Origin of the sequence: Haloferax mucosum ATCC BAA-1512 (genome assembly GCF_000337815.1) — an archaeon.
Taxonomy (GTDB): Archaea; Halobacteriota; Halobacteria; order Halobacteriales; family Haloferacaceae; genus Haloferax; species Haloferax mucosum.
The window spans coordinates 341,340-359,376 of the sequence record NZ_AOLN01000006.1; the positions used below are offsets into that span (position 1 = coordinate 341,340).

Here is an 18,037-nt window from a genome sequence, read left to right on the forward strand (position 1 = left end):
GAACCCGACAATGAACATACGACATACGAACTGGCGAACCGGAGTGGCGGCGGGAGCGGTGGCGCTCCTCGCGCTCCTCGTCGTCACCGGGACCGCGAGTACGGCGATTGCGACACCGCCGTCGCCGCCGCACCGCTTTTTCGGCACTGTCGAAGACGACGGACAAGCGGTGTCTAACGCCGCAGTCGAGGTGACCTACAACGGCGACGTCGTCGCCTCCGACAGAACCGACGAAGACGGCTACTTCGACCTGAAAGTGCCCGAAGAGCAAATCAACGGGTCCGAACGAACCGTGACCGTCAGCGTCCGCACCGAATCGAAGGAGTTCGAGTGGGAATCGACCGGCTCGACCGAAGTCGCCTTCGCACTCGGTAGCGGCGGCGGGAACGGCGATGGCGGCGGAAGCGACGACGGAGACACCAATCCCGGCGGCGGAGGCGGCAACGCCGGCGGCGGTGCCGGTGGCGGTACGAGTGGTGGAAGTGGTGGCGGCGGTGCCACCGACCCGACGACCACGAGCACGCCACAACCGAGTACCACGGCAGAACCGACGCAGACGGCGACGCCGACCGCAACGAGTACCACGTCGGAACCGACGACGACCGAGCCATCGACCACCGCGACCGAGAGTTCACCGGCGACGGGAACCGGTGTTCCCGGCTTCGGCCTGAGCGCCGCACTCGTTGCCCTCTTCGCGGTCGCCTCGCTCGCGCGCCGCAACGCATAGCCACCGACCGAACCGATCTCTTTTTTGACGCACTCGAATAGCGGCACCGTGACGCCGACCCATGCGCTTCGGTAACAATATATATGTGTTTGGTATACACTGGTATGCATGGAGCAGACTCGTCGAAACTTTATCAAGACAACTGCGGCCGCAGCGGGCGGACTGTCGATGGCGACGGGGACCGTCGTCGCAAACGGCGTCCGAGAGAACCAATTTCTCGTCGATACGCGCTCTACGAGCTCAGACGCGTGGCGCGAGCAGGTAGAGATTATCGACGAAGCCGACGCGGTCCAGTTCGCGTCGGTCAAAGGTGACGAAAGCGACCTCGAAGGGTTCGGTCTCGACTTCGCACCAGAAGTCGAACTCTCTATCGAACCGCCGGGTATCGACGGCGTCTCTGCCGACGACGTCAGCGGGCACACTCCGGATACCATCGACTTCGAAGCGACGGATATCTCCGAAGGTGAGATTCCCAGTCCGCACCCGTACCAGTGGTCGAAGCGGAGCCAGAACGTCGAATCGGCTCACGAGGCAGGGGCCACGGGTGACGGGGTGACGATTGCAATCGTTGACTCCGGAATCGACGCCAGCCACCCCGACCTCGACGTTGACACCGACCGGTCCGGAAACTTCTCTCTGGACGATTCTATCGGAACGAGCGACGACAGCAGTCACGGCACACACTGCGCCGGTATCGCCGCCGCGACCGGAAACCGTGCTTCCGAGGGCGGGCCGTACGTCGTCGGGGTCGCGCCGGAGGCGACGCTTCTCGATATGAAGGTGTTCCCGTTCAAATCCAGCGCGTCGATTTTGAGCGCCGTGACCACCGCCGTCGATAACGGAGCGACCGCGATTAACCTGAGTCTCGGACCGGGAAGCCCCGTCGGACCGAGTATCAGCCAACATCTGAGTGTCAAGTCCTACCGGCGAATCGGCTCGTACGCCCGCGAGAACGGCGCGCTACTCGTCGAGTCCGCGGGGAACGCCGACACCAACATCGACGAGTTCGAATCGCAGATTACCAACACCGGCAAGGGAAGCCATCCGGGATGGCTCTCGGTGTCGGCGACCGGTCCCTTCTCCGAAGCGTCGTCCATCTCCGACCCGCCGACGGACGCGGACAAAGACGGCATCCCCGACTACGGCACGATTCTCCCCGAACACACACCCTCTGACTACACGAACTACGGACCCAAATCGATTGACGTGAGTGCGCCAGGCGGAAACGCGAGTAGCCGAGGGTCTCTCTTCGATGGTGTCATGAGTACGCTCTCGCCGAAAGTCAGTGGGTACGGCTTCGTTCGAGTCGGTCCCGGCGGGGGAAGAGACATCTACTACGATTCTTCCGGAATATACGGAACCCTCCACGGGACGAGCATGGCCGCACCGCAAGTCACGGGTCTCGTCGCGGTCATCATGGCGGAGAACCCGAACGCCCACCCGGACCAAGTGAAAGCGCACATCAAAGACACGGCGAAGCATATCGACGCGACGTACCCGGAAGCCGAGTACTTCACCGACGAGCCAACGGACGAAGACGACTACGAAGACGGCGAGTTGGACGACCTCTACGACTCACGGACGTTCCGCGGGGCCGGCCACATCGACATCGGACACGCCGCGACGAAGGCCGTCGCGTTCCCCGGCGGTATCGAGGTGAACGGAGAGACATACTATCCTACCGACCCCGACGACGACGGCCGCTACGAGGACGTCAACGGCGATGGCACCGTCGATATGAAGGACGTCGAACTGCTCTACGAAATCGCGCTCCAAGACGCCGTCAACTCCGAGGCGCTGGCGTTCGACTTCAACGAAGACGGTCGCTTCGACATGAAAGACGCCCAAGCGCTCCTCCGGAAAGTCGAATAAGACCGACCCAGCGCCACAGGCAGACACGCGAAAGCCGCCACCTCCCCGTAGCGACGCGGGGTGGTCCCGGAGCGGACGAAACAACCCCAGCTCACTCCGGGATGCACCTCTCGACCCGAACGCGAGTGGTCCGGAACGACCCGGCCGGTCGCACGAACTCTCCACAAGAATTTTGACCTAATTACGGAACATACCGGTATGCAGACTGTCATCCTTGCCGCCGGACAGGGAACGCGAATGCGTCCGCTCACGGAACGCCGTGCCAAACCGATGCTCCCCGTCGCGGACAGACCGCTGTCCGCGCACACGGCTAAAACAGCCGTCGATGCCGGGGCGTCTCGGCTCATCATCGTCGTCGGCTACGAATCCGACGCAGTCTGCGAGTTCTTCGGCGACGAGTTCGCGGGTGTGCCCGTCGAATACGCCGAACAGACCGAACAGCGAGGAACGGCCGACGCCGTCCGCGCCGCCGAGTCGCACCTCGACGATGGGCCGTTCGCCGTGTTGAACGGCGACGCCCTCTACGACGAACCGTCGCTCACGCGACTCTACGAGCAGGCACCCGCTGTCGGGTCGTACCGCGTCGCGGACCCGACGCAGTACGGCGTCCTCTACACCGCCGAGAGCGACGGCGACACGCGCGTCACGGGCGTCGTCGAAAAGCCCGCCGACCCGCCGTCGAACCGCATCAACACCGGCGCGTACGTCTTCCCCGCCGAGGCACAGGCGTGGCTCGAAGTCGGCGAGAGCGAGCGGGGCGAACTCGAACTGACCGACGTGCTCGAACGCGCGTGCGAAGAATCGACGGTGGCCGCCGTTCCGTTCGAACGCTGGCTGGACGTCGGCAGACCGTGGGAACTCCTCGAAGCCAACGAGTGGAAGGTCGGCGAACTCACCCGCACGCTCCGCGGCGAGGTACACGAAGACGCCGACATCCGCGGCGACGTGGTCGTCGAAGCCGGGGCGACCATCGACGCGGGCGTCGTCATCGAGGGACCGGCGCTCGTCCGACGCGGAGCGACCGTCGGCCCGAACGCGTACATTCGCGGACACACGGTCGTCGGAAACGACGCGAAAGTGGGCCACAGCGTCGAAGTGAAAAACAGCGTGCTGATGGCGGGCGCGACTGTCGGCCACCTCTCCTACGTCGGCGACAGTGTCCTCGGCCGCGACGTCAACTTCGGGGCGGGAACGACGGTTGCGAACCTTCGCCACGACGACGAAGCGGTGAAGACGCTCGTCAAGGGCGAACTGACCTCTACCGGCCGCCGCAAGTTCGGCGTCGTCTGTGGCGACGACGCGAAAACCGCGATTCAGACCAGTCTCAACGCGGGCGTGAAGTTGGACTGCGACGCGACGACGACGCCCGGCGAGGTCGTTCTGCGGGACAAATCCGAGTAGCGACCCGGCGCGCGAACGCGATGCGATTTTCTCTCACCTGTACAGTTATTACCTCGTACAGTATATTCACTGTGTGGCGAATATAGAAAACGGATCTGGGTCGGGGGCGGATGCGGAGACTGGAGGTGACGCTAAACCCGAAACTGAGACTCCTGATATGACACTCCGGAGCGGTTCACTGGGGCTGTGGGACCGACTCGTCGGCCCGACTGCAAGCGGCGTAGAGCAGTTACTGGTACTGGCATCGGGAGTCGTGTTTACCGGTTTCGTCTTCGGCTATGCCGAAACGCAGGCGCTCGATTGGTCGATAATACAGCAGTTGCTCGTCGCGTTTCTGACGCTCGATATCGCAGGGGGAATCGTCGCCAATACGACTGCGAGTGGTGTGGATTGGTGGCACCGACCGTCACAACGCCGTCGGGACCACTTCGCGTTCGTGGCATTCCACATCTACCCGTTCGCGCTGGCGTGGGTATTTGAGACGGTTTCGTGGGTTGAAGGCGCGCTCGTCTACGGGTATATCCTCGGAAGCGCGGCGGTAATTCTCCTGGGTCCGCGGTCTCTCCGCAGGCCGGTCGGGATGGTGTTCACGGCGGGCGGCGTCCTCTTGGCGCTGGTCGTCGTCTCGTACGGACCGGGGCTGGAGTGGTTCGTCCCGTTCCTCGCTCTCAAACTGCTCGGCGGGCATCTCGCAAGCGGGTGAAGGCCATCACGTGGGTCGCTACGGCTCGTCGTCCACGGTGCGCGATTCGACTTCGGAGACGACATCGAAAAGCACCTCGGGAGAGGCGCGCGTGAAAAATGACAGCAGTGTCTCGGCTTGGTCGTAGAACGCTTCGAGTTCCGCGACTCGCGCGCTCGCGTGCGACGTTCGATCGGTTTCGGGCGCGTCGTCGAGACTCGCCTGCGCGGTTTCGAGCGCGCGCGTCATGATTCGAATCTCGCGGCGACCCTGTTGTTCGAAAAACTCCTGCATGATGGTCCAGAAGTCGGTTTCCGCCTCGAAATACACCTTGCGGCCCTCGCCGGGACTCGACTGTCTGTGGACGAGGTGGTACGGCTCTAAGGCAGACATGGCGTTGCTCACCGTCGATTTGGCGTAGCCCGACTCCGCGACCAACTCGTCGAGCGACATCGGCTCGCCGACGAAGTACAGCAGGCCGTATATGTGGCCGTAACTTCGGTTGAGTCCGTACATTTCCGCCGTTCGAGCCATCGCGTCGGCGATTTCGAGTTTCGCGTCGTCGTATGCGTCGTCGGTCATCACGCGTCGTTCGCGTCGGAACAGTAATACAGTGTCGAGACTACGTTCAGTATGTTGTGAATCTGGGAAATAGAAGCTGGAACCAAGCGGGGGTGAGGCGGTGACGCGCGTGCTCGTTGCTGGCGCGACTGGCTACCTCGGGAGATACGCGGTCAGTGCGTTCAACGCGCGCGGATACAACGTACGGGCGCTCTCGCGTCCCCAGTCCGTGGACAAGCTTTCGTCTCCCGGGGAGTATCTCGAACCCGCCGTCCGCGACGATATCGACGACCTCTTCGTCGGGACCGCGACCGACCCCGACACGCTCGACGGCCTGTGCGACGGGGTCGATGTCGTGTTCTCGTCGCTCGGGGTGACGCGCCAGCAGGCGAGTCATCAGGACGTCGATTACGGGGCGAATCGCACGATTCTCGACCTTGCGTCCGCGGCCGACGTCGAGCGATTCGTGTTCGTCTCGGTCGAGCGACCGGACCTCTGGGGGTCGCTCATCGAACCGCGAGAGGCATTCGTCTCGGAACTCCACGAGTCGGCGCTTTCGCACACCGTCGTCCGGCCGACGGGATACTTCTCGGATATGACCGCGTTCTTCGAGATGGCGCGCCGCGACCGGGCGTTTCTCGTCGGCGACGGGTCGGCGCGGATGAACCCCATCCACGGGACCGACCTCGCCGCGGCGTGCGTCGACGCAGTCGATGACTCTCGCCGCGAGTTCTCCATCGGCGGTCCGGACGTGTTCAGCTACGACGAAATCGCCGCTCTCGCGTTCCGCGTCCTCGATAAACCGCCGGCGGTGACACACCTCCCGAAGTGGGTCGTCGATGCGGCACTCACGGCGGTCGGACCGTTTAGCCGACGCTCCGCGGCGCTCGGACGCGCGTTTTCGGCTATTTTGACGACCGACGTGGTCGCCCCGGAAACCGGGTCACACTCGCTGGAACAGCAGTACGCGACGTTGGCGACGCGGGACTGAAAAACGAGTTCGAGAACTCAGCTGACCCTACACTGCGTCGTCAACGAGCGCGCGAGCATCGGCTAACAGCGCGTCTGCGCGGGCTTCGTCGCGGGCTTCGGCGGTCAGTCGAACTAACGGCTGTGTCCCGCTCGCGCGCACGAGGAACCACCCGTCGTCGCGTTCGACGCGCACGCCGTCGAGCGTCGAGACCGAGTCGGAGTCGTAGGCGTCCGCAACCGCACCCCGAACCGTGCTCATCACCTCCCGTTTTCGGTCGGTTTCGACGCTCGTCCGTCGCAGGAGATACGACCCGAGTTCGTCGCGCTGGGCGGCGAGAGACCCGCGGCGCGAGACGAGTTCGACGAGTTTACACGCCGCCAACGGTCCGTCCGGACAGAGCGTCTCGTCGGGCCAAATCCACGCGCCCGAGGGTTCGCCGCCGAAGACGACGTCGTCGTCACGGGCGGTCTCCGCAACGAACACGTCGCCGACTTTCGTCCGGGTGAGAGACGCGTCTCGCTTTGCGAGCACGTCATCGACGACGAGACTCGTGTTGAGCGGAGCGGCGACGCGCTCGCCGGGTTCGACTGCCTCGCGGCCGAACAGCGCGAGGAGTTCGTCGCCCTCGACGAACGACCCCGTCTCGTCTACCGCCATCATGCGGTCGGCGTCGCCGTCGTGAGCGATTCCGAGGTCGGCGTCCGTGCTGGCAACGACAGCACACAGCGTCTCGCAGGTTTCGGCCGTCGGCTCGCTCGGCCGACTCGGGAACCTGCCGTCGGGCGTCGAATTGAGCGTCTGAACGTCACAGCCGAGGCGGCGAAGGGCTTCGACCGTCGCGCCGCCCATCCCGTTTCCGACGTCCACGACGACCGAGCAGTCGCCGTCGATGTCGATGGCCGAACAGAGCGTCTCGACGTGTTCGGCCGTGAGGTCCGGCGTGGTGGTCTCTTCGCCGACGGCGTCCCACGCCGCGTACGAGCGCTCGTCTGCGTCGAGGGCGGTCTCGATTTCGTCGCGTCGGGCTTCGCCGAACGCTTGGCCGGACGGCGACCAGAGTTTGAAGCCGTTGTCCGTCGGCGGGTTGTGCGAGGCGGTGACCATGAGACCGGCGTCAGCGTCGGTTCGCGCGACGCCGCGGGCGAGCGCCGGCGTCGAGACCATCCCCGCGCGGACGACATCCGCGCCTGCGCTTCGGAGCGCCGCGCTCGCCGCATCGGCGAGGAGCGGACTGGTCGTTCGCGCGTCGCGGCCGACGACGACGCGGTCGTTACCACAGGTTGCGAGCGCCTGTCCGAGCGCCGTCGCCAATTCGGGTGTAAGTAGCTCTCCGACCGGGCCGCGGACGCCGCTAGTTCCGAACATGTGCGAGGATTTTCTCAGCGCACAATGAACGCTTCGGCCCGGGCGACTGTCACTAAGATTTTGCCGCTCGATATCGACTACGGCCGTGTCATCTCCCGACCGCACACGTTCGCCGGAGGCCATCGCGTCGAGTGCGGAACAGACCGGACGACCTCCGCGAAGCGCTGGTTACGACCGATGCGACCGACGAAAACGAGGGGAAAAGCGACTAACGGAGCGAGATATTTGCGCCATCGAAGACGGGTGAGAACCGAACGAGAACGCCGTTTTCCGGGGATTCGAGGAGGCCCCTAATGGGGTTGGAACAGCCAGTCGAACCGACACCGTACAGTGGGTGTGTACGTCGTCGGCGCTGACTATTCGCTCAGATTCGGTTCTTCGAGAAAAGCCTTTGGTTAGGATGTACCGGTGGTAGGAATGGAACTGCCGTCCTCGCCGCCACCCAGACAACATCTTAAACAATATATCTGACACCAAGTCTATATGCAACCATCAATACTGTCATAGTTTCTAGCAATATCTCCCCAACTATGTAATACTATTATTAGAGATTATCAACCCTGAATCGGTGCGGACAGGTGTGCCTTCGCACACAGCGCAACAGTCAACACGCAGTCGTACTGTAACAGTGCTACTGGTGTTAGTGCTCACGACCGCGACGCTCCCCGCAGGCGTGGCGAGCGCGACGGCCAGCACTGGCATCACTGCACTCGAATCCACCACTCACCTTGCGATGGACGGCTCCGGCGACGTGGCCGTCTCCATCACCGAACTGCAATCGAACACCAGCGACGGCGACGCCTCGGCCTACGTCGGCCGGGTCGTCAGCACCGCCGGGACCGTCACCGCGACCAACGCCAACGGCTTTTTCTTGCAGAACGCGTCTGCCGAAGCCGTCGAATACAGCGGTGTGTACGTCTACACCGGAAGTACACCGAGTGTCGCACCCGGCGACGTCGTAGACGTGACCGCACCCGTCAAAGAGTACAACGGTCTTACCGAACTCGACCTGACGGGTGACAACGCGTCCGTCTCGACGACCGGCACCGACACGGTTCCCGACGCGACCACCGTCTCGACCGCCGACGCCGCACAGGAAGCCTACGAAGGCGTGCTCGTCAACGTGACCGGTCTCGAAGTCACGAAGACTCCCGGCCAGTACGGCGAGTGGGCCGTCACCGACGGCTCGTCGGCCATCGCCGTAGACGACAAGACGACCGGCGACGACACGACGCCGAGCGAGTCCGGAAGCACCATCGACGCCATCGAAGGGCCGGTGTTCTACAGCTACGGCGCGTTCAAACTCCAGCCCGCGACCGTTTCGAATCTGACCGCGCCCGAAACCGGCGGCGGTGATGGCAACGATGGCGGCGACGGCGACGATGGCGGCGACGGCAACGACGGCGACGAAAACAGCACAGGAAACGCGACGACGATTACGCTCGTCGGCTACAACGACATCGGAAAGGCCGCCGCCGGGTCTGGCGACGACGAACTCGGCCGGATGATTACGCTCATCGAACAACAGCGAGCCGCCGCCGACGGGCCCGTCTTCGTCGCCGGTGGCGGCGACGAACTGAGTCCGCACGCGCTCCGGAACTACGACGGACTCGACGAACCGTACGAACCGCCGGTGACGGCGCTGAATCTCATCGACCCCGACGCCGAAGTCGTCCAGAACCACGAACTCGACTACGACGAGGATAAGGGCGCGAACGACTTCGCCGTCTTCGAAGCAATCGCAAACGAGTCGTCGTACCCGTGGCTCCTCACCAACGTCGTCCACGAGGACACCGGCGAGAACCTCCCGGGAACGAAAAACTACACCGTCGTCGAACGCGGCGGCGTTCGCGTCGGCTTCTTCGGACTCACCGACGAGGCAATCAACGCCAAGACCGACGGCGTCATGGACCGCAACGGCTACAAAGTACTCGACCCGACCGCGGCCGCACAGCGAACGACGGACACGCTCCGCAACGAGGAGAACGTCGATGTCGTCGTCGCGCTCGCACCGCTCGGCATTCCGGACTCGAAGCAACTCGCCCACGACGTTGACGGAATCGACGCGCTCGTCTCCGGCGACGACCACCAGCGCTACTCCCCACAGCAGACTGACGGCGTCCTCATCGGCGAGACGAGCGGCAAGGCAAGCGCGATTATGTCGATGCAACTCACCGTCGAAGACGGCGACGTCACCGATTCGTCGGGTGAACTCATCGACGTGACGGCCAACACGTCCCGCAACGACACGTGGAAAGAGTACATCAACCCGCTCCGCGAGGAATACCTCAACACCAAGCTTGCAACGGCGGTCATGCCGGAACACACGGGTGTCGGCTCTAGCTACACCGACGACTCCGCGACGGGCCATCTCGTCACCGACGGCGTTCGCAACTACACCGGCGCTGACGTGGCCGTGACGAACGCGGGTGGCATCCGCGACACGCTCTATCCGACCGACAAATACGACGCGGGCGAGCAGTTCGACATCACCCGCGGGATGGTCACCTCGACGCATTCGTTCGGCAACACGATCGTCGTCGTGGAAGTGACCGGCGCGGAACTCCGCGATGTCGTCGAGAGCCAAATCACCCCGCTCGGCATGGACAACCAGTACGGCACGCAGACCCAACAACAGGTAAGCGGCGTCACCTTCGAATGGGTGCCGCACTCGAACAAATCGTCTCCGACCGAGGGTGACGCGACCGTACAGGACCTCACGGTGAACGGCGAACCGGTCGAAGCAGACGAGACCTACACGCTCGCGGTCAACTCCTACATCGCCGACGGCGGCAGTGGCTACCCGCTCGCCGACGCTCCGCGCGTGGCGGTGTACAACGAGACGACGATGGCCGAAGGCGTCATCGGCTACCTCCAGAACCGAAGCACCATCGCGGCCGCAGAAGTCGATACCGAGTCCGACGACCGGATGCGACGCGTCGATACGACCGTGGATTCCTCGGCCGTCGAGCTATCGGACGCTGACGGTCAGACGACGGTCACCATCGACGCTCCCTCGCGTGTGACCGGCGTGACCGGCGCGGCCGCTTTCGCCGACCGAAACGGCTCGTACGTCACGGCAACGAACGTCGCCTACGACGACCAGTCCGGAACGGTGACCGTGACTGTCCCGACCGACGAACTGGCCGCTTTCGAGACGGCCCCGTTCCAGCCGAACTCGGGAATCGACCTCTACGTCGGATACACCGACAGCGAGTATTCGAGTCAGTACGAAAACTTCGATACCGCGGTGTTGAACGCCGACCTCGAAACGGGCACCACGACGCCCCCGTCGAACTCGGTCGCGCTCGCCATCGGCGACGCTGACGGGACCGTTCCGCTCGGCGACGACCGCGAGTTCGAACTCACTGCGCGCGACGCCACCCACGGCGTCGGCGCGTACGAACTGACGGTGACTGTCGGCGACGCCGCGACCGCTCGCATCACCGACGTTTCGTTCTCGACCGACCCCGGCTTCTCCGAGGTCAACATCAGCGACGACGGGACGAAAGCGCACATCGCCGTCGCGGGCGCAACGCTCTCCGACGCCGACGAACAGGTGCTCGCCACCGTCTCGGTGGAGGGCGTCGCGCTCGGCGATTCGACGACGCTCGAACTGACACCGACCGCCGGACCGTACGCACCGAACGGGACCAGCTACGGGGTCTCGAACATCGATAACCGCCGCGTGACCGTCGAAGCCGGCGACGTGACTGGAAACGAACAGGTGATGAAAGACCCCGACGGTGACGGCACCTTCGAGGACGTCAACGGCGACGGCTCCGTGGACGTGGTTGACGCGCAAGCGCTGTTCGTAAACCGCGAAACAGACGTGGTGCAGTCGAACGTCGAAGCGTTCGACCTGAACGACGACGGGGCGGTCAACGTCGGCGACGTACAACGACTGTTCTACGGCGCAGATGCGTAAGCCAGTGTTCCGACGAACGACCACAGCGCCGACGCGAACCAGAGTTCGCAGTCTCGCGGCCTGCCTCGCGGTCGTCTGTCTGGTCGCGGCCGCGCCGGTCGCGCTCGCGGCCACCGCGACCAGCGTCGGCTTCGAGTCCGGGTCGGCGACCGTCGAACCGGGAGCGACCACCACGGTCGATGTCGTCGTCAGCGACGTCGATGCCGGCGTCGGTGCGTACAACCTGACGGTTTCGCTCGAAAACGAATCGGTCGGGCGCCTCTCCGAGGTGACGATGGCCGACGGAGAGCGCATCGCGCCGCGGAACATCTCGTACCGTGACAACCGGACGACCGCAACGCTCAGCAGTATCGGTCTCGACACCGACGACACCGGCTCGGTCGCCATCGCCAGCGTCACCATCGAGGCGGCTGATTCGACCGGGGATTCCGCGCTCGACATCGACGTGTCCTCGCTCGGCAACGAGGACGGAAATCCCTACACAGTCACCAAGACCACCGGACTCGACCTCTCCGTCTCCGAGTCGGACGGCTCGTCAGGCGGCGGTGGAGGCAGTAGCGGTGGCGGTGGCGGCGGTAACAGCGGTGGCGGAAACGACGATAGCGGATCGAACGATGGTGGTTCCGACGACGGGGCGGACGGCGACTCGCAGACGAAGACAGCGAATTCGCCGACGCCGACTGAATCGACCGCGACCGAATCGGCAACGCCCACGACCGAACCCACAGCCACACCGACGCAGGACACTGAGACTGAGGAGCCAGCGACGGGGACCGGTGTCCCCGGGTTCGGTGTCGTCTCCGCGCTCGTCGCGGCGGGTGCGTTCGGCCTGCAACGTGCGGCGCGGCGACGTCGCTAGCGACCTCCGACGACGTTTTTTCGAACTCCTAGTGGTGTGCGATTCGCATGATTTAGTTCGACGACCGGTGTACGTCTGTTGATGGTGATGGACCAACCCAAGACATCGGCAGGCTGGTGGCGGCTTTCAGATGCGGTTGTCGGAGGGGTAGCACTGCTGACTGCAGTCTGGATGGGACTGTTCCGTTCGCAGTATCTCACCGCGGGCGCGCTGTCGATGTTCAGTGTCGCCGCCGCGGCACGCCTTTGGTCACGCCGCGTCCGCGTGTGGACGGACGAGCATAGGTGGGCGTTTCTTGCGATTTTGACCGCGGTGTCTCTCATCGCGGTCGCCGGTGTGTATCCGTGGCAACCGCTCCCCGCGAACTAGTCACCACTGCGCAGGTTGGTAGGGAGGAAGGGAAGGGATGGTCAGAGTGCCTCAGTGTGTGGTGGTGGGGGGGAAGAGAGATACCGAGGCCGGACGGCATCTGACCAGTAGCGTGTTTTGACCGCGCCATCAAAAAAATACTGATAGTAGGTACCAGAGGCAAACGCAGTTGGAGTCGGGATACGTCTCGGTGAGCAGGTCAAAATCGACACGAAATTCCGGTTTTACGCGGATTTCCGGAGCACTGCGGTCAGATTGAACCGCAACCACATTGTTTTTCATTGATAGGTTCGATAGCTACGAACATGGCCCTCCAATCAACGATGGGTGACGAACCGATTCCGAGTGTCGATGGACTCCCCGTGTACGCGGCGTCGGGGAACCGCGTCGGAGAGGCAATCGACCTCTGTGTCGATCTCGAAGCGGACCGTGTGACGGGACTGCTCGTCTCGATGGACGAACCACTGGTTGACGTCGACGCGGGGGGCAACGACGTTCGAATCCCATACCGGTTCGTGGATGGCATCGCGGACATCATCGTCCTCACGAGCGACCCGATGATCGAATCCGTCGAATAACGGCTCTCGCATCCGTAGTTGTTGTAGACAGGTTGATATTTAACGGTCGGCAACGGGGCGTATGAGTCTCTACGAATCGATTCACGAGTTCGTCGGCGACCGGGAGACGCTCCAATCTGTCAGTCAACACGAGGGGACCACGGTGCTTCTGACGGATACCCGGCTGGTCGAAGTCCGATACACCGCGGGTGGGGCGTCACAGGACGATCTCATGGGACTTCGGTCGATTCAGCTCAACCGCCTACTCTTTGCGGGGTATTCGGTCGAGTTCGACGACGACAGAACGGTCATCGAGTTCCACGGTGAGGCGGGTGAGACGGTCGAGTCAGTCACGTTACCGGCCAGAGACCACAGTTTCGTCGCCGCGTTTTCCGCAGTCGTCGGCGATGCGGAAGCGGTTGGACTGGCCTCGCAGTGACCGTCTCTTCGCGGGACTAACTGGAACTCGTGTTCGTCGCCATCGACGGGTCGCGCGTGGCAACCTATTTATGAGCGACTCACCGAGTGTCAATCGTCGTGAAAGACGGGTCTCGGTGTTCATACGAGCACGTCTCTCGCAGGACGACCGGACGACGGAAAAAAGACGAGCGGACGAACGTCTGGCGATGTCCGCATCCGGCGCGCGGCGGGAGCGACCGCTGTCTCTTTCACCTGCCCGTCGACGAGAAGGACGCCGCGACGGTCGCCGGCGCGCTCGTCGCCGTCGCCAACGACCCGGCCAGACCGTCCGCGTTCATCGGCGGGCAGTTCGAAGCGCTGTCTGTGGCGTCTGCGGACCTCGAAAGCGACGCGCCGCTCGACCTCCGCGGGTCGATGATTCACCACGACCTCGACCTCAGAGACGCGACCGTGGATGCGCGGCTTCGACTCGACGGTGTCTCGGTCGGCGGATCGGTGTTCATGGACCGCTTCGACGCCCGAAAGGAGGTCACGTGTCGGCGAATTCAAATCGGCGGCCGGTGGGTGCTCTCCGAGGCGACCGTGGGTGGCCGACTCGACGCGACCGACTTCGGTGCCGACTCGCTCATCGCCACCGACGCGACCTTCGAACGCGGCGTCACGTTCAGACGTGGAAGCGTCGAATCGGCACTCGTCGTCGCCCGCGCAACGTTCGACGGCCCGGCGTGGTTCTCACACACCCACATCGGCGGGCACCTCGATATCGGAAACGCGACGTGTGAACGCCGACTCTCGCTCGCGCACTGCCGCGTCGCCGGGAGCGTCACCGCCCAATCGACGACGGTCGGCAACGGACTGTCACTCGACCACGTCCACGTCGGCCGCGAGTTCGACGCGGAGCGTCTCACCGTCGCAGGCGGCATCGACGCGACCACGGGACGCTTCGACGGCGACGTGGACTGTGCGGGTCTCACCTGTACCGACGGACAAGTCGAGTTCGACCACAGCACGTTCCGCGGGGCGGCGCACTTCGACGGCGCGACAATCACCGGGCGACGCCTCAGTTTCCGTAGCGCGCGATTCGAGTCCGGACCCGTCTCGTTCGTTCGAACCGCCGTCTCCGGAGATTTCGACCTCTCCGAGGTGACGAGTTCGGCGACAGCCGCGGTGCGCGTCGTCGAGGGGTCGGTCGGCGGGAGCGTCGTCTGCAACCACGCGACGTTCGAGGGCGAACTCTTCTTGTCTGCGATGCGCGTGAAACGCGATTTCGACTTCTCGGACTGTACCGTCGGAATGCTCACCTTCGGCGTCGAGGTCGATGGGCGATTGAACTTCGCGTACACGCACGTCACCGACAGCGCCGGGTTTAGAGAGACCGTCGTTCACGGTCCCGCCCGCTTTACCAACGCCCGGTTCGACACCGACCCGTCGTTGACCGACGCGACGGTAGACGGCTCTATCGCCGCGTACAACCTCTCGGTGATGCCGGCCGACGAGTCGTAATCGGTCGTCGTCGTCGGACGAACATTATATGTCACACGAGCGAATCCTCTGACGTATGACGAGTGACGGGCAGAACAGACTCATCGCCCTCTATCGAGACTACGTCGGTGCCGACGCGGACGAGACGACCGTCTATCTGGGCTTTGCGCTGTTCTTCACGGCAATCGGACTACTCGCAGTCGCACTGGCGACGGTACTCTGGAGCGGCGGTATTCCGCCCGAGAATATCTTCAAATACGAACTCCGCGAGGTCGCCGGTGTCACCGGTGCGATTGGGCTTCCGCTGTTGCTCACGTCGATCGTCGTGTTGTTGCCCACGAAGTACCGACTGCCGACGATTGTCGTCGCCGTCGTGGGCCTCATCGTCTGCGCCGTGGGCGTCAACCAGTTCGTCAACGCGTACCCACACAACTGGAACGTCGAGGCGGCCGCGGACCGAAGCGGGAAAATCGTCGGTATCTACGCCACCGGCGCGGTCGCTGTCGTCGCCGCGAGCGGAACGACGCTCGTCGGATTCCAACTGTCGCGCGCTCGGACACCGGCCCCGTCGGCGTCGGACGACGACCCCGACGCGGACGACGGCGTTGACGAGGAAGCCGTCTCCGAGCAGGTTCGCCGCGACATGGACGAAGCGCTCTCGAACACCGACCTGTCGTGGGGTGGCGTGCGGAAAAAAGAGACGACGCGCCTCAAACTCGACACGTCGTCCGTTGACGACATCGACCGGACGAGCTTCGAAAACGCCACCGTGAACGAGACCCGCGGAGGAAGCGTCGATGACGCGGTGACGGGTCTCCAAGGACTCCGCGGCGGCGAAACAGACACGGCTGTCGGCGAGAGCACGGACGACCAAGCCGCCGCCCTCTCCGAACTGCGCAAGCAACAGCAAGCCACAGAAGAGTCGGAATCGACCGGCCTCCTCGACCGGATTCGCGGGCTGTTTTCCTGAACGTCGCGCGGTCGCGCAAGGTTATTTTTGCAGGTTCTGGGGCCGACTGACTTCACAACAGCAAGGGTACCGTAACATAACCGAACCAACCGCAGTATGGTGATTCGCCAGAGCCTGATTTTCAGCGACTGCATCAATCGCTCAACGGACGACCGCCAGCTCAGGAGGCTAACTAGATAGTGCCCGCGAAACTATTGTGTCACAGGGTACATCTCAACTGAATTCGAAGGGGTATCCTCTTGGTGGGACCCGGAGAAATGACAGCGGTTGATGCGTGTTTGCTCTGCATTGACCGGCAGTGTTCAGATAGGGATGAACAGTGAGGCTGCGCGTTTTCTGCGTGCTCTATGCTCGAAAGCGCCTGACACAGTGGCTTCGCCTTCACGTATCATCAGGCAATCAGAACCTACCGAAATGAAGGGAGTAGCCTGGCGGTTCACTGCCCCCCGTACATCAGTGAGGTCGGATAGCGAAGTAGGTCAGCACGACCAGGCCACCGATCGGACCAAGCAACTCGACCCCGAATCGCGAGAAATCGCCCGTAAGATAGCCGAACGCGAGGCCAACAATTAATATCGCGACGAGCAGGCTGACGAAGCCCCAGACGTAACTCGGTGACTGATTGCTGTCACAATGGTCGATGCCTGAACTGGTCAGTTCACCCAGGGCGGCGAAGATGCCAGACACCATCCACAGCAGACCAACAGTCACCTCTGGCACCCACGCGATCGCTGGGGCGTTCGCAGCAGATTCAACCGCGGGAACAACCCGCATAAACGACATTGATCCGCTAATGACGAGGAACGCCACCGCCTTCTGGGTACGCTTTTCCATCGTATTACAGGTGTTCTTGGCCTTGGATGTAATGGTACGGGGGAAGGTTGTCTGGTGTCGGATCAACGTAGTCGTTGACGATGAGGACATCGATCGCGACGCCATGTCCGTCGTTCGATATCTTTACCCAAGCGAGTTCAACAGCGATGACGGCAGCAAAGGCCGCAATGACGAGTGGCCCAATCGGGCCGGTGACGCCGGCAGAAACCAGGACCGCTTCGGCTGCCACCGCACCAACCCCGCTGGCCGCTGTGACCGCTTCAACTAGGTCCTTCGTCAAGTTGTCGTCCATAAAAATCCGATACCTGTCGCGTAGGGGACCCTGATGAAGGATTTCCAGTTTGGTTTTACCGCTGTTGCCTGAGTTATGCGACAAGGTACCTACTTGGTCATTACTCTTAATGTGCCACTCGGCTTCGACTTGGTCGCCGTCCTCGCTGAACGTCACGTCGCCGTCCTCAGAGGCCTTGTTGAGTCCCTGAATGCCCTGTTTCATCTCGTTGTAGCTGAGACGCTTGAAGTGGTCCGGGACGTGAGCCATTTCGGAGGCGTCCGGCGCGGACTCCCACTCTCGTTCGGAGACAGCCATGTTGAAACGACCGTTCTGAAACTGAGCCCAGTCAGGCGGACCTCGCCGCCCTCTCCCTTGACCGTCGCCGCGACCACGGCCGGAGTTCGCAGATGCGGCACCAGAGGCACCGACGAGCCCGACGAGCGTCATTCCGGTAGTTTTCAAGATGTTTCGTCTAGTCGAGTTTAGATCATTTAGTGACATGATCAAGTAGTATTCCAAATGATAAAATTAAAAATTTTCCATATACTGAAGTGCAAGGTGAGACTTGCATCGCCGAGTCCCACAATCTCGTTGTCCGTACCTATCGTGTTACCGAGATTTTCGCGTCGTGAAATGTGTTGTTCACAACGTCAAGCGTGCCGCGAGACAGACAAACCAACCGCAGTATGGTGATTCGCCAGAGCCAAATCTCACAGACAGTGGTTACCATCAAAGTAATTCCGCCGGAGACAGAACGCAGACC

Annotated in this window: 16 protein-coding genes; 12 read left to right on the top strand and 4 right to left on the bottom strand. The window is 62.9% G+C overall.

Annotation, left to right across the window (positions count from 1 at the left end):
• The first annotated feature begins 10 nt into the window (after window positions 1-10).
• The 4 genes from C440_RS04610 (at window position 11) to C440_RS04625 (ending at window position 4,703) form a co-directional block, all read left to right on the top strand.
• A complete protein-coding gene (locus tag C440_RS04610; RefSeq protein WP_049915305.1) occupies window positions 11-727 on the top strand; it encodes a PGF-CTERM sorting domain-containing protein in 717 nt (238 codons plus the stop codon).
• A 108-nt stretch (window positions 728-835) separates the two neighbouring features.
• Window positions 836-2,599 (top strand): S8 family serine peptidase, encoded by a 1,764-nt coding sequence (locus C440_RS04615; protein WP_008318705.1) that lies wholly within the window; start codon window positions 836-838, stop codon window positions 2,597-2,599.
• A 237-nt stretch (window positions 2,600-2,836) separates the two neighbouring features.
• On the top strand, window positions 2,837-4,000 hold the full coding sequence (glmU, locus tag C440_RS04620; RefSeq protein ID WP_394324852.1) for a bifunctional sugar-1-phosphate nucleotidylyltransferase/acetyltransferase: 1,164 nt from the start codon (window positions 2,837-2,839) through the stop codon (window positions 3,998-4,000).
• A 157-nt stretch (window positions 4,001-4,157) separates the two neighbouring features.
• Window positions 4,158-4,703 carry a hypothetical protein gene (locus C440_RS04625; protein WP_008318708.1) on the top strand — a complete coding sequence of 182 codons (546 nt, stop codon included), beginning with the start codon at window positions 4,158-4,160 and terminating at the stop codon, window positions 4,701-4,703.
• 18 nt (window positions 4,704-4,721) lie between these two features.
• On the opposite strand, the gene C440_RS04630 is transcribed toward C440_RS04625, so the two are convergent.
• Window positions 4,722-5,264, bottom strand: a complete 543-nt coding sequence (locus C440_RS04630; RefSeq protein WP_008318710.1) for a GbsR/MarR family transcriptional regulator — start codon at window positions 5,262-5,264, stop codon at window positions 4,722-4,724.
• A 100-nt stretch (window positions 5,265-5,364) separates the two neighbouring features.
• Here C440_RS04630 and C440_RS04635 point away from each other — a divergent pair, with 100 nt between their 5' ends.
• Window positions 5,365-6,234: an SDR family oxidoreductase gene (locus C440_RS04635; RefSeq protein WP_008318712.1), complete on the top strand. Its 870-nt coding sequence runs from the start codon at window positions 5,365-5,367 to the stop codon at window positions 6,232-6,234.
• Window positions 6,235-6,261: 27 nt separating this feature from the next.
• On the opposite strand, the gene glmM is transcribed toward C440_RS04635, so the two are convergent.
• Window positions 6,262-7,581, bottom strand: a complete 1,320-nt coding sequence (glmM, locus tag C440_RS04640; protein ID WP_008318714.1) for a phosphoglucosamine mutase — start codon at window positions 7,579-7,581, stop codon at window positions 6,262-6,264.
• Window positions 7,582-8,218: 637 nt separating this feature from the next.
• Here glmM and C440_RS04645 point away from each other — a divergent pair.
• From C440_RS04645 to C440_RS04675, 7 genes are all read left to right on the top strand, one after another.
• On the top strand, window positions 8,219-11,509 hold the full coding sequence (locus C440_RS04645) for a 5'-nucleotidase C-terminal domain-containing protein (protein ID WP_241431989.1): 3,291 nt from the start codon (window positions 8,219-8,221) through the stop codon (window positions 11,507-11,509).
• A 4-nt stretch (window positions 11,510-11,513) separates the two neighbouring features.
• Window positions 11,514-12,368 (top strand): hypothetical protein, encoded by an 855-nt coding sequence (locus C440_RS04650; RefSeq protein ID WP_241431990.1) that lies wholly within the window; start codon window positions 11,514-11,516, stop codon window positions 12,366-12,368.
• 81 nt (window positions 12,369-12,449) lie between these two features.
• Entirely contained in the window at window positions 12,450-12,737 is a 288-nt protein-coding gene (locus C440_RS04655; RefSeq protein WP_008318720.1) for a hypothetical protein, read from the top strand.
• Window positions 12,738-13,042: 305 nt separating this feature from the next.
• Window positions 13,043-13,315, top strand: a complete 273-nt coding sequence (locus tag C440_RS04660) for a PRC-barrel domain-containing protein (protein ID WP_049915311.1) — start codon at window positions 13,043-13,045, stop codon at window positions 13,313-13,315.
• A gap of 61 nt (window positions 13,316-13,376) precedes the next feature.
• Window positions 13,377-13,733, top strand: coding sequence for a hypothetical protein (locus tag C440_RS04665; RefSeq protein ID WP_008318725.1), 357 nt, complete (start codon window positions 13,377-13,379; stop codon window positions 13,731-13,733).
• A gap of 98 nt (window positions 13,734-13,831) precedes the next feature.
• Window positions 13,832-15,217, top strand: coding sequence for a pentapeptide repeat-containing protein (locus C440_RS04670; RefSeq protein WP_049915313.1), 1,386 nt, complete (start codon window positions 13,832-13,834; stop codon window positions 15,215-15,217).
• Between the two features lie 55 nt (window positions 15,218-15,272).
• On the top strand, window positions 15,273-16,166 hold the full coding sequence (locus C440_RS04675) for a DUF7139 domain-containing protein (RefSeq protein ID WP_008318729.1): 894 nt from the start codon (window positions 15,273-15,275) through the stop codon (window positions 16,164-16,166).
• Between the two features lie 453 nt (window positions 16,167-16,619).
• Here the strand turns inward: C440_RS04675 and C440_RS04680 are convergent, their stop codons facing one another.
• Both C440_RS04680 and C440_RS04685 read right to left on the bottom strand, forming a co-directional pair.
• On the bottom strand, window positions 16,620-17,000 hold the full coding sequence (locus C440_RS04680; RefSeq protein ID WP_008318730.1) for a hypothetical protein: 381 nt from the start codon (window positions 16,998-17,000) through the stop codon (window positions 16,620-16,622).
• A gap of 4 nt (window positions 17,001-17,004) precedes the next feature.
• Window positions 17,005-17,589 (bottom strand): hypothetical protein, encoded by a 585-nt coding sequence (locus C440_RS04685; RefSeq protein ID WP_241431991.1) that lies wholly within the window; start codon window positions 17,587-17,589, stop codon window positions 17,005-17,007.
• Window positions 17,590-18,037 lie beyond the last annotated feature (448 nt).

Excerpts from the sequence above, each read along its gene's own strand:
- C440_RS04610 (WP_049915305.1), top strand. The coding sequence starts at position 11 with ATGAACATACGACATACGAACTGGCGAACCGGAGTGGCGGCGGGAGCG.
- C440_RS04615 (WP_008318705.1), top strand. The coding sequence starts at position 836 with ATGGAGCAGACTCGTCGAAACTTTATCAAGACAACTGCGGCCGCAGCG.
- glmU (WP_394324852.1), top strand. The coding sequence starts at position 2,837 with ATGCGTCCGCTCACGGAACGCCGTGCCAAACCGATGCTCCCCGTCGCG.
- C440_RS04625 (WP_008318708.1), top strand. The coding sequence starts at position 4,158 with ATGACACTCCGGAGCGGTTCACTGGGGCTGTGGGACCGACTCGTCGGC.
- C440_RS04630 (WP_008318710.1), bottom strand. The coding sequence starts at position 5,264 with ATGACCGACGACGCATACGACGACGCGAAACTCGAAATCGCCGACGCG.
- glmM (WP_008318714.1), bottom strand. The coding sequence starts at position 7,581 with ATGTTCGGAACTAGCGGCGTCCGCGGCCCGGTCGGAGAGCTACTTACA.
- C440_RS04655 (WP_008318720.1), top strand. The coding sequence starts at position 12,450 with ATGGTGATGGACCAACCCAAGACATCGGCAGGCTGGTGGCGGCTTTCA.
- C440_RS04660 (WP_049915311.1), top strand. The coding sequence starts at position 13,043 with ATGGCCCTCCAATCAACGATGGGTGACGAACCGATTCCGAGTGTCGAT.
- C440_RS04665 (WP_008318725.1), top strand. The coding sequence starts at position 13,377 with ATGAGTCTCTACGAATCGATTCACGAGTTCGTCGGCGACCGGGAGACG.
- C440_RS04675 (WP_008318729.1), top strand. The coding sequence starts at position 15,273 with ATGACGAGTGACGGGCAGAACAGACTCATCGCCCTCTATCGAGACTAC.
- C440_RS04680 (WP_008318730.1), bottom strand. The coding sequence starts at position 17,000 with ATGGAAAAGCGTACCCAGAAGGCGGTGGCGTTCCTCGTCATTAGCGGA.
- C440_RS04685 (WP_241431991.1), bottom strand. The coding sequence starts at position 17,589 with ATGGCTGTCTCCGAACGAGAGTGGGAGTCCGCGCCGGACGCCTCCGAA.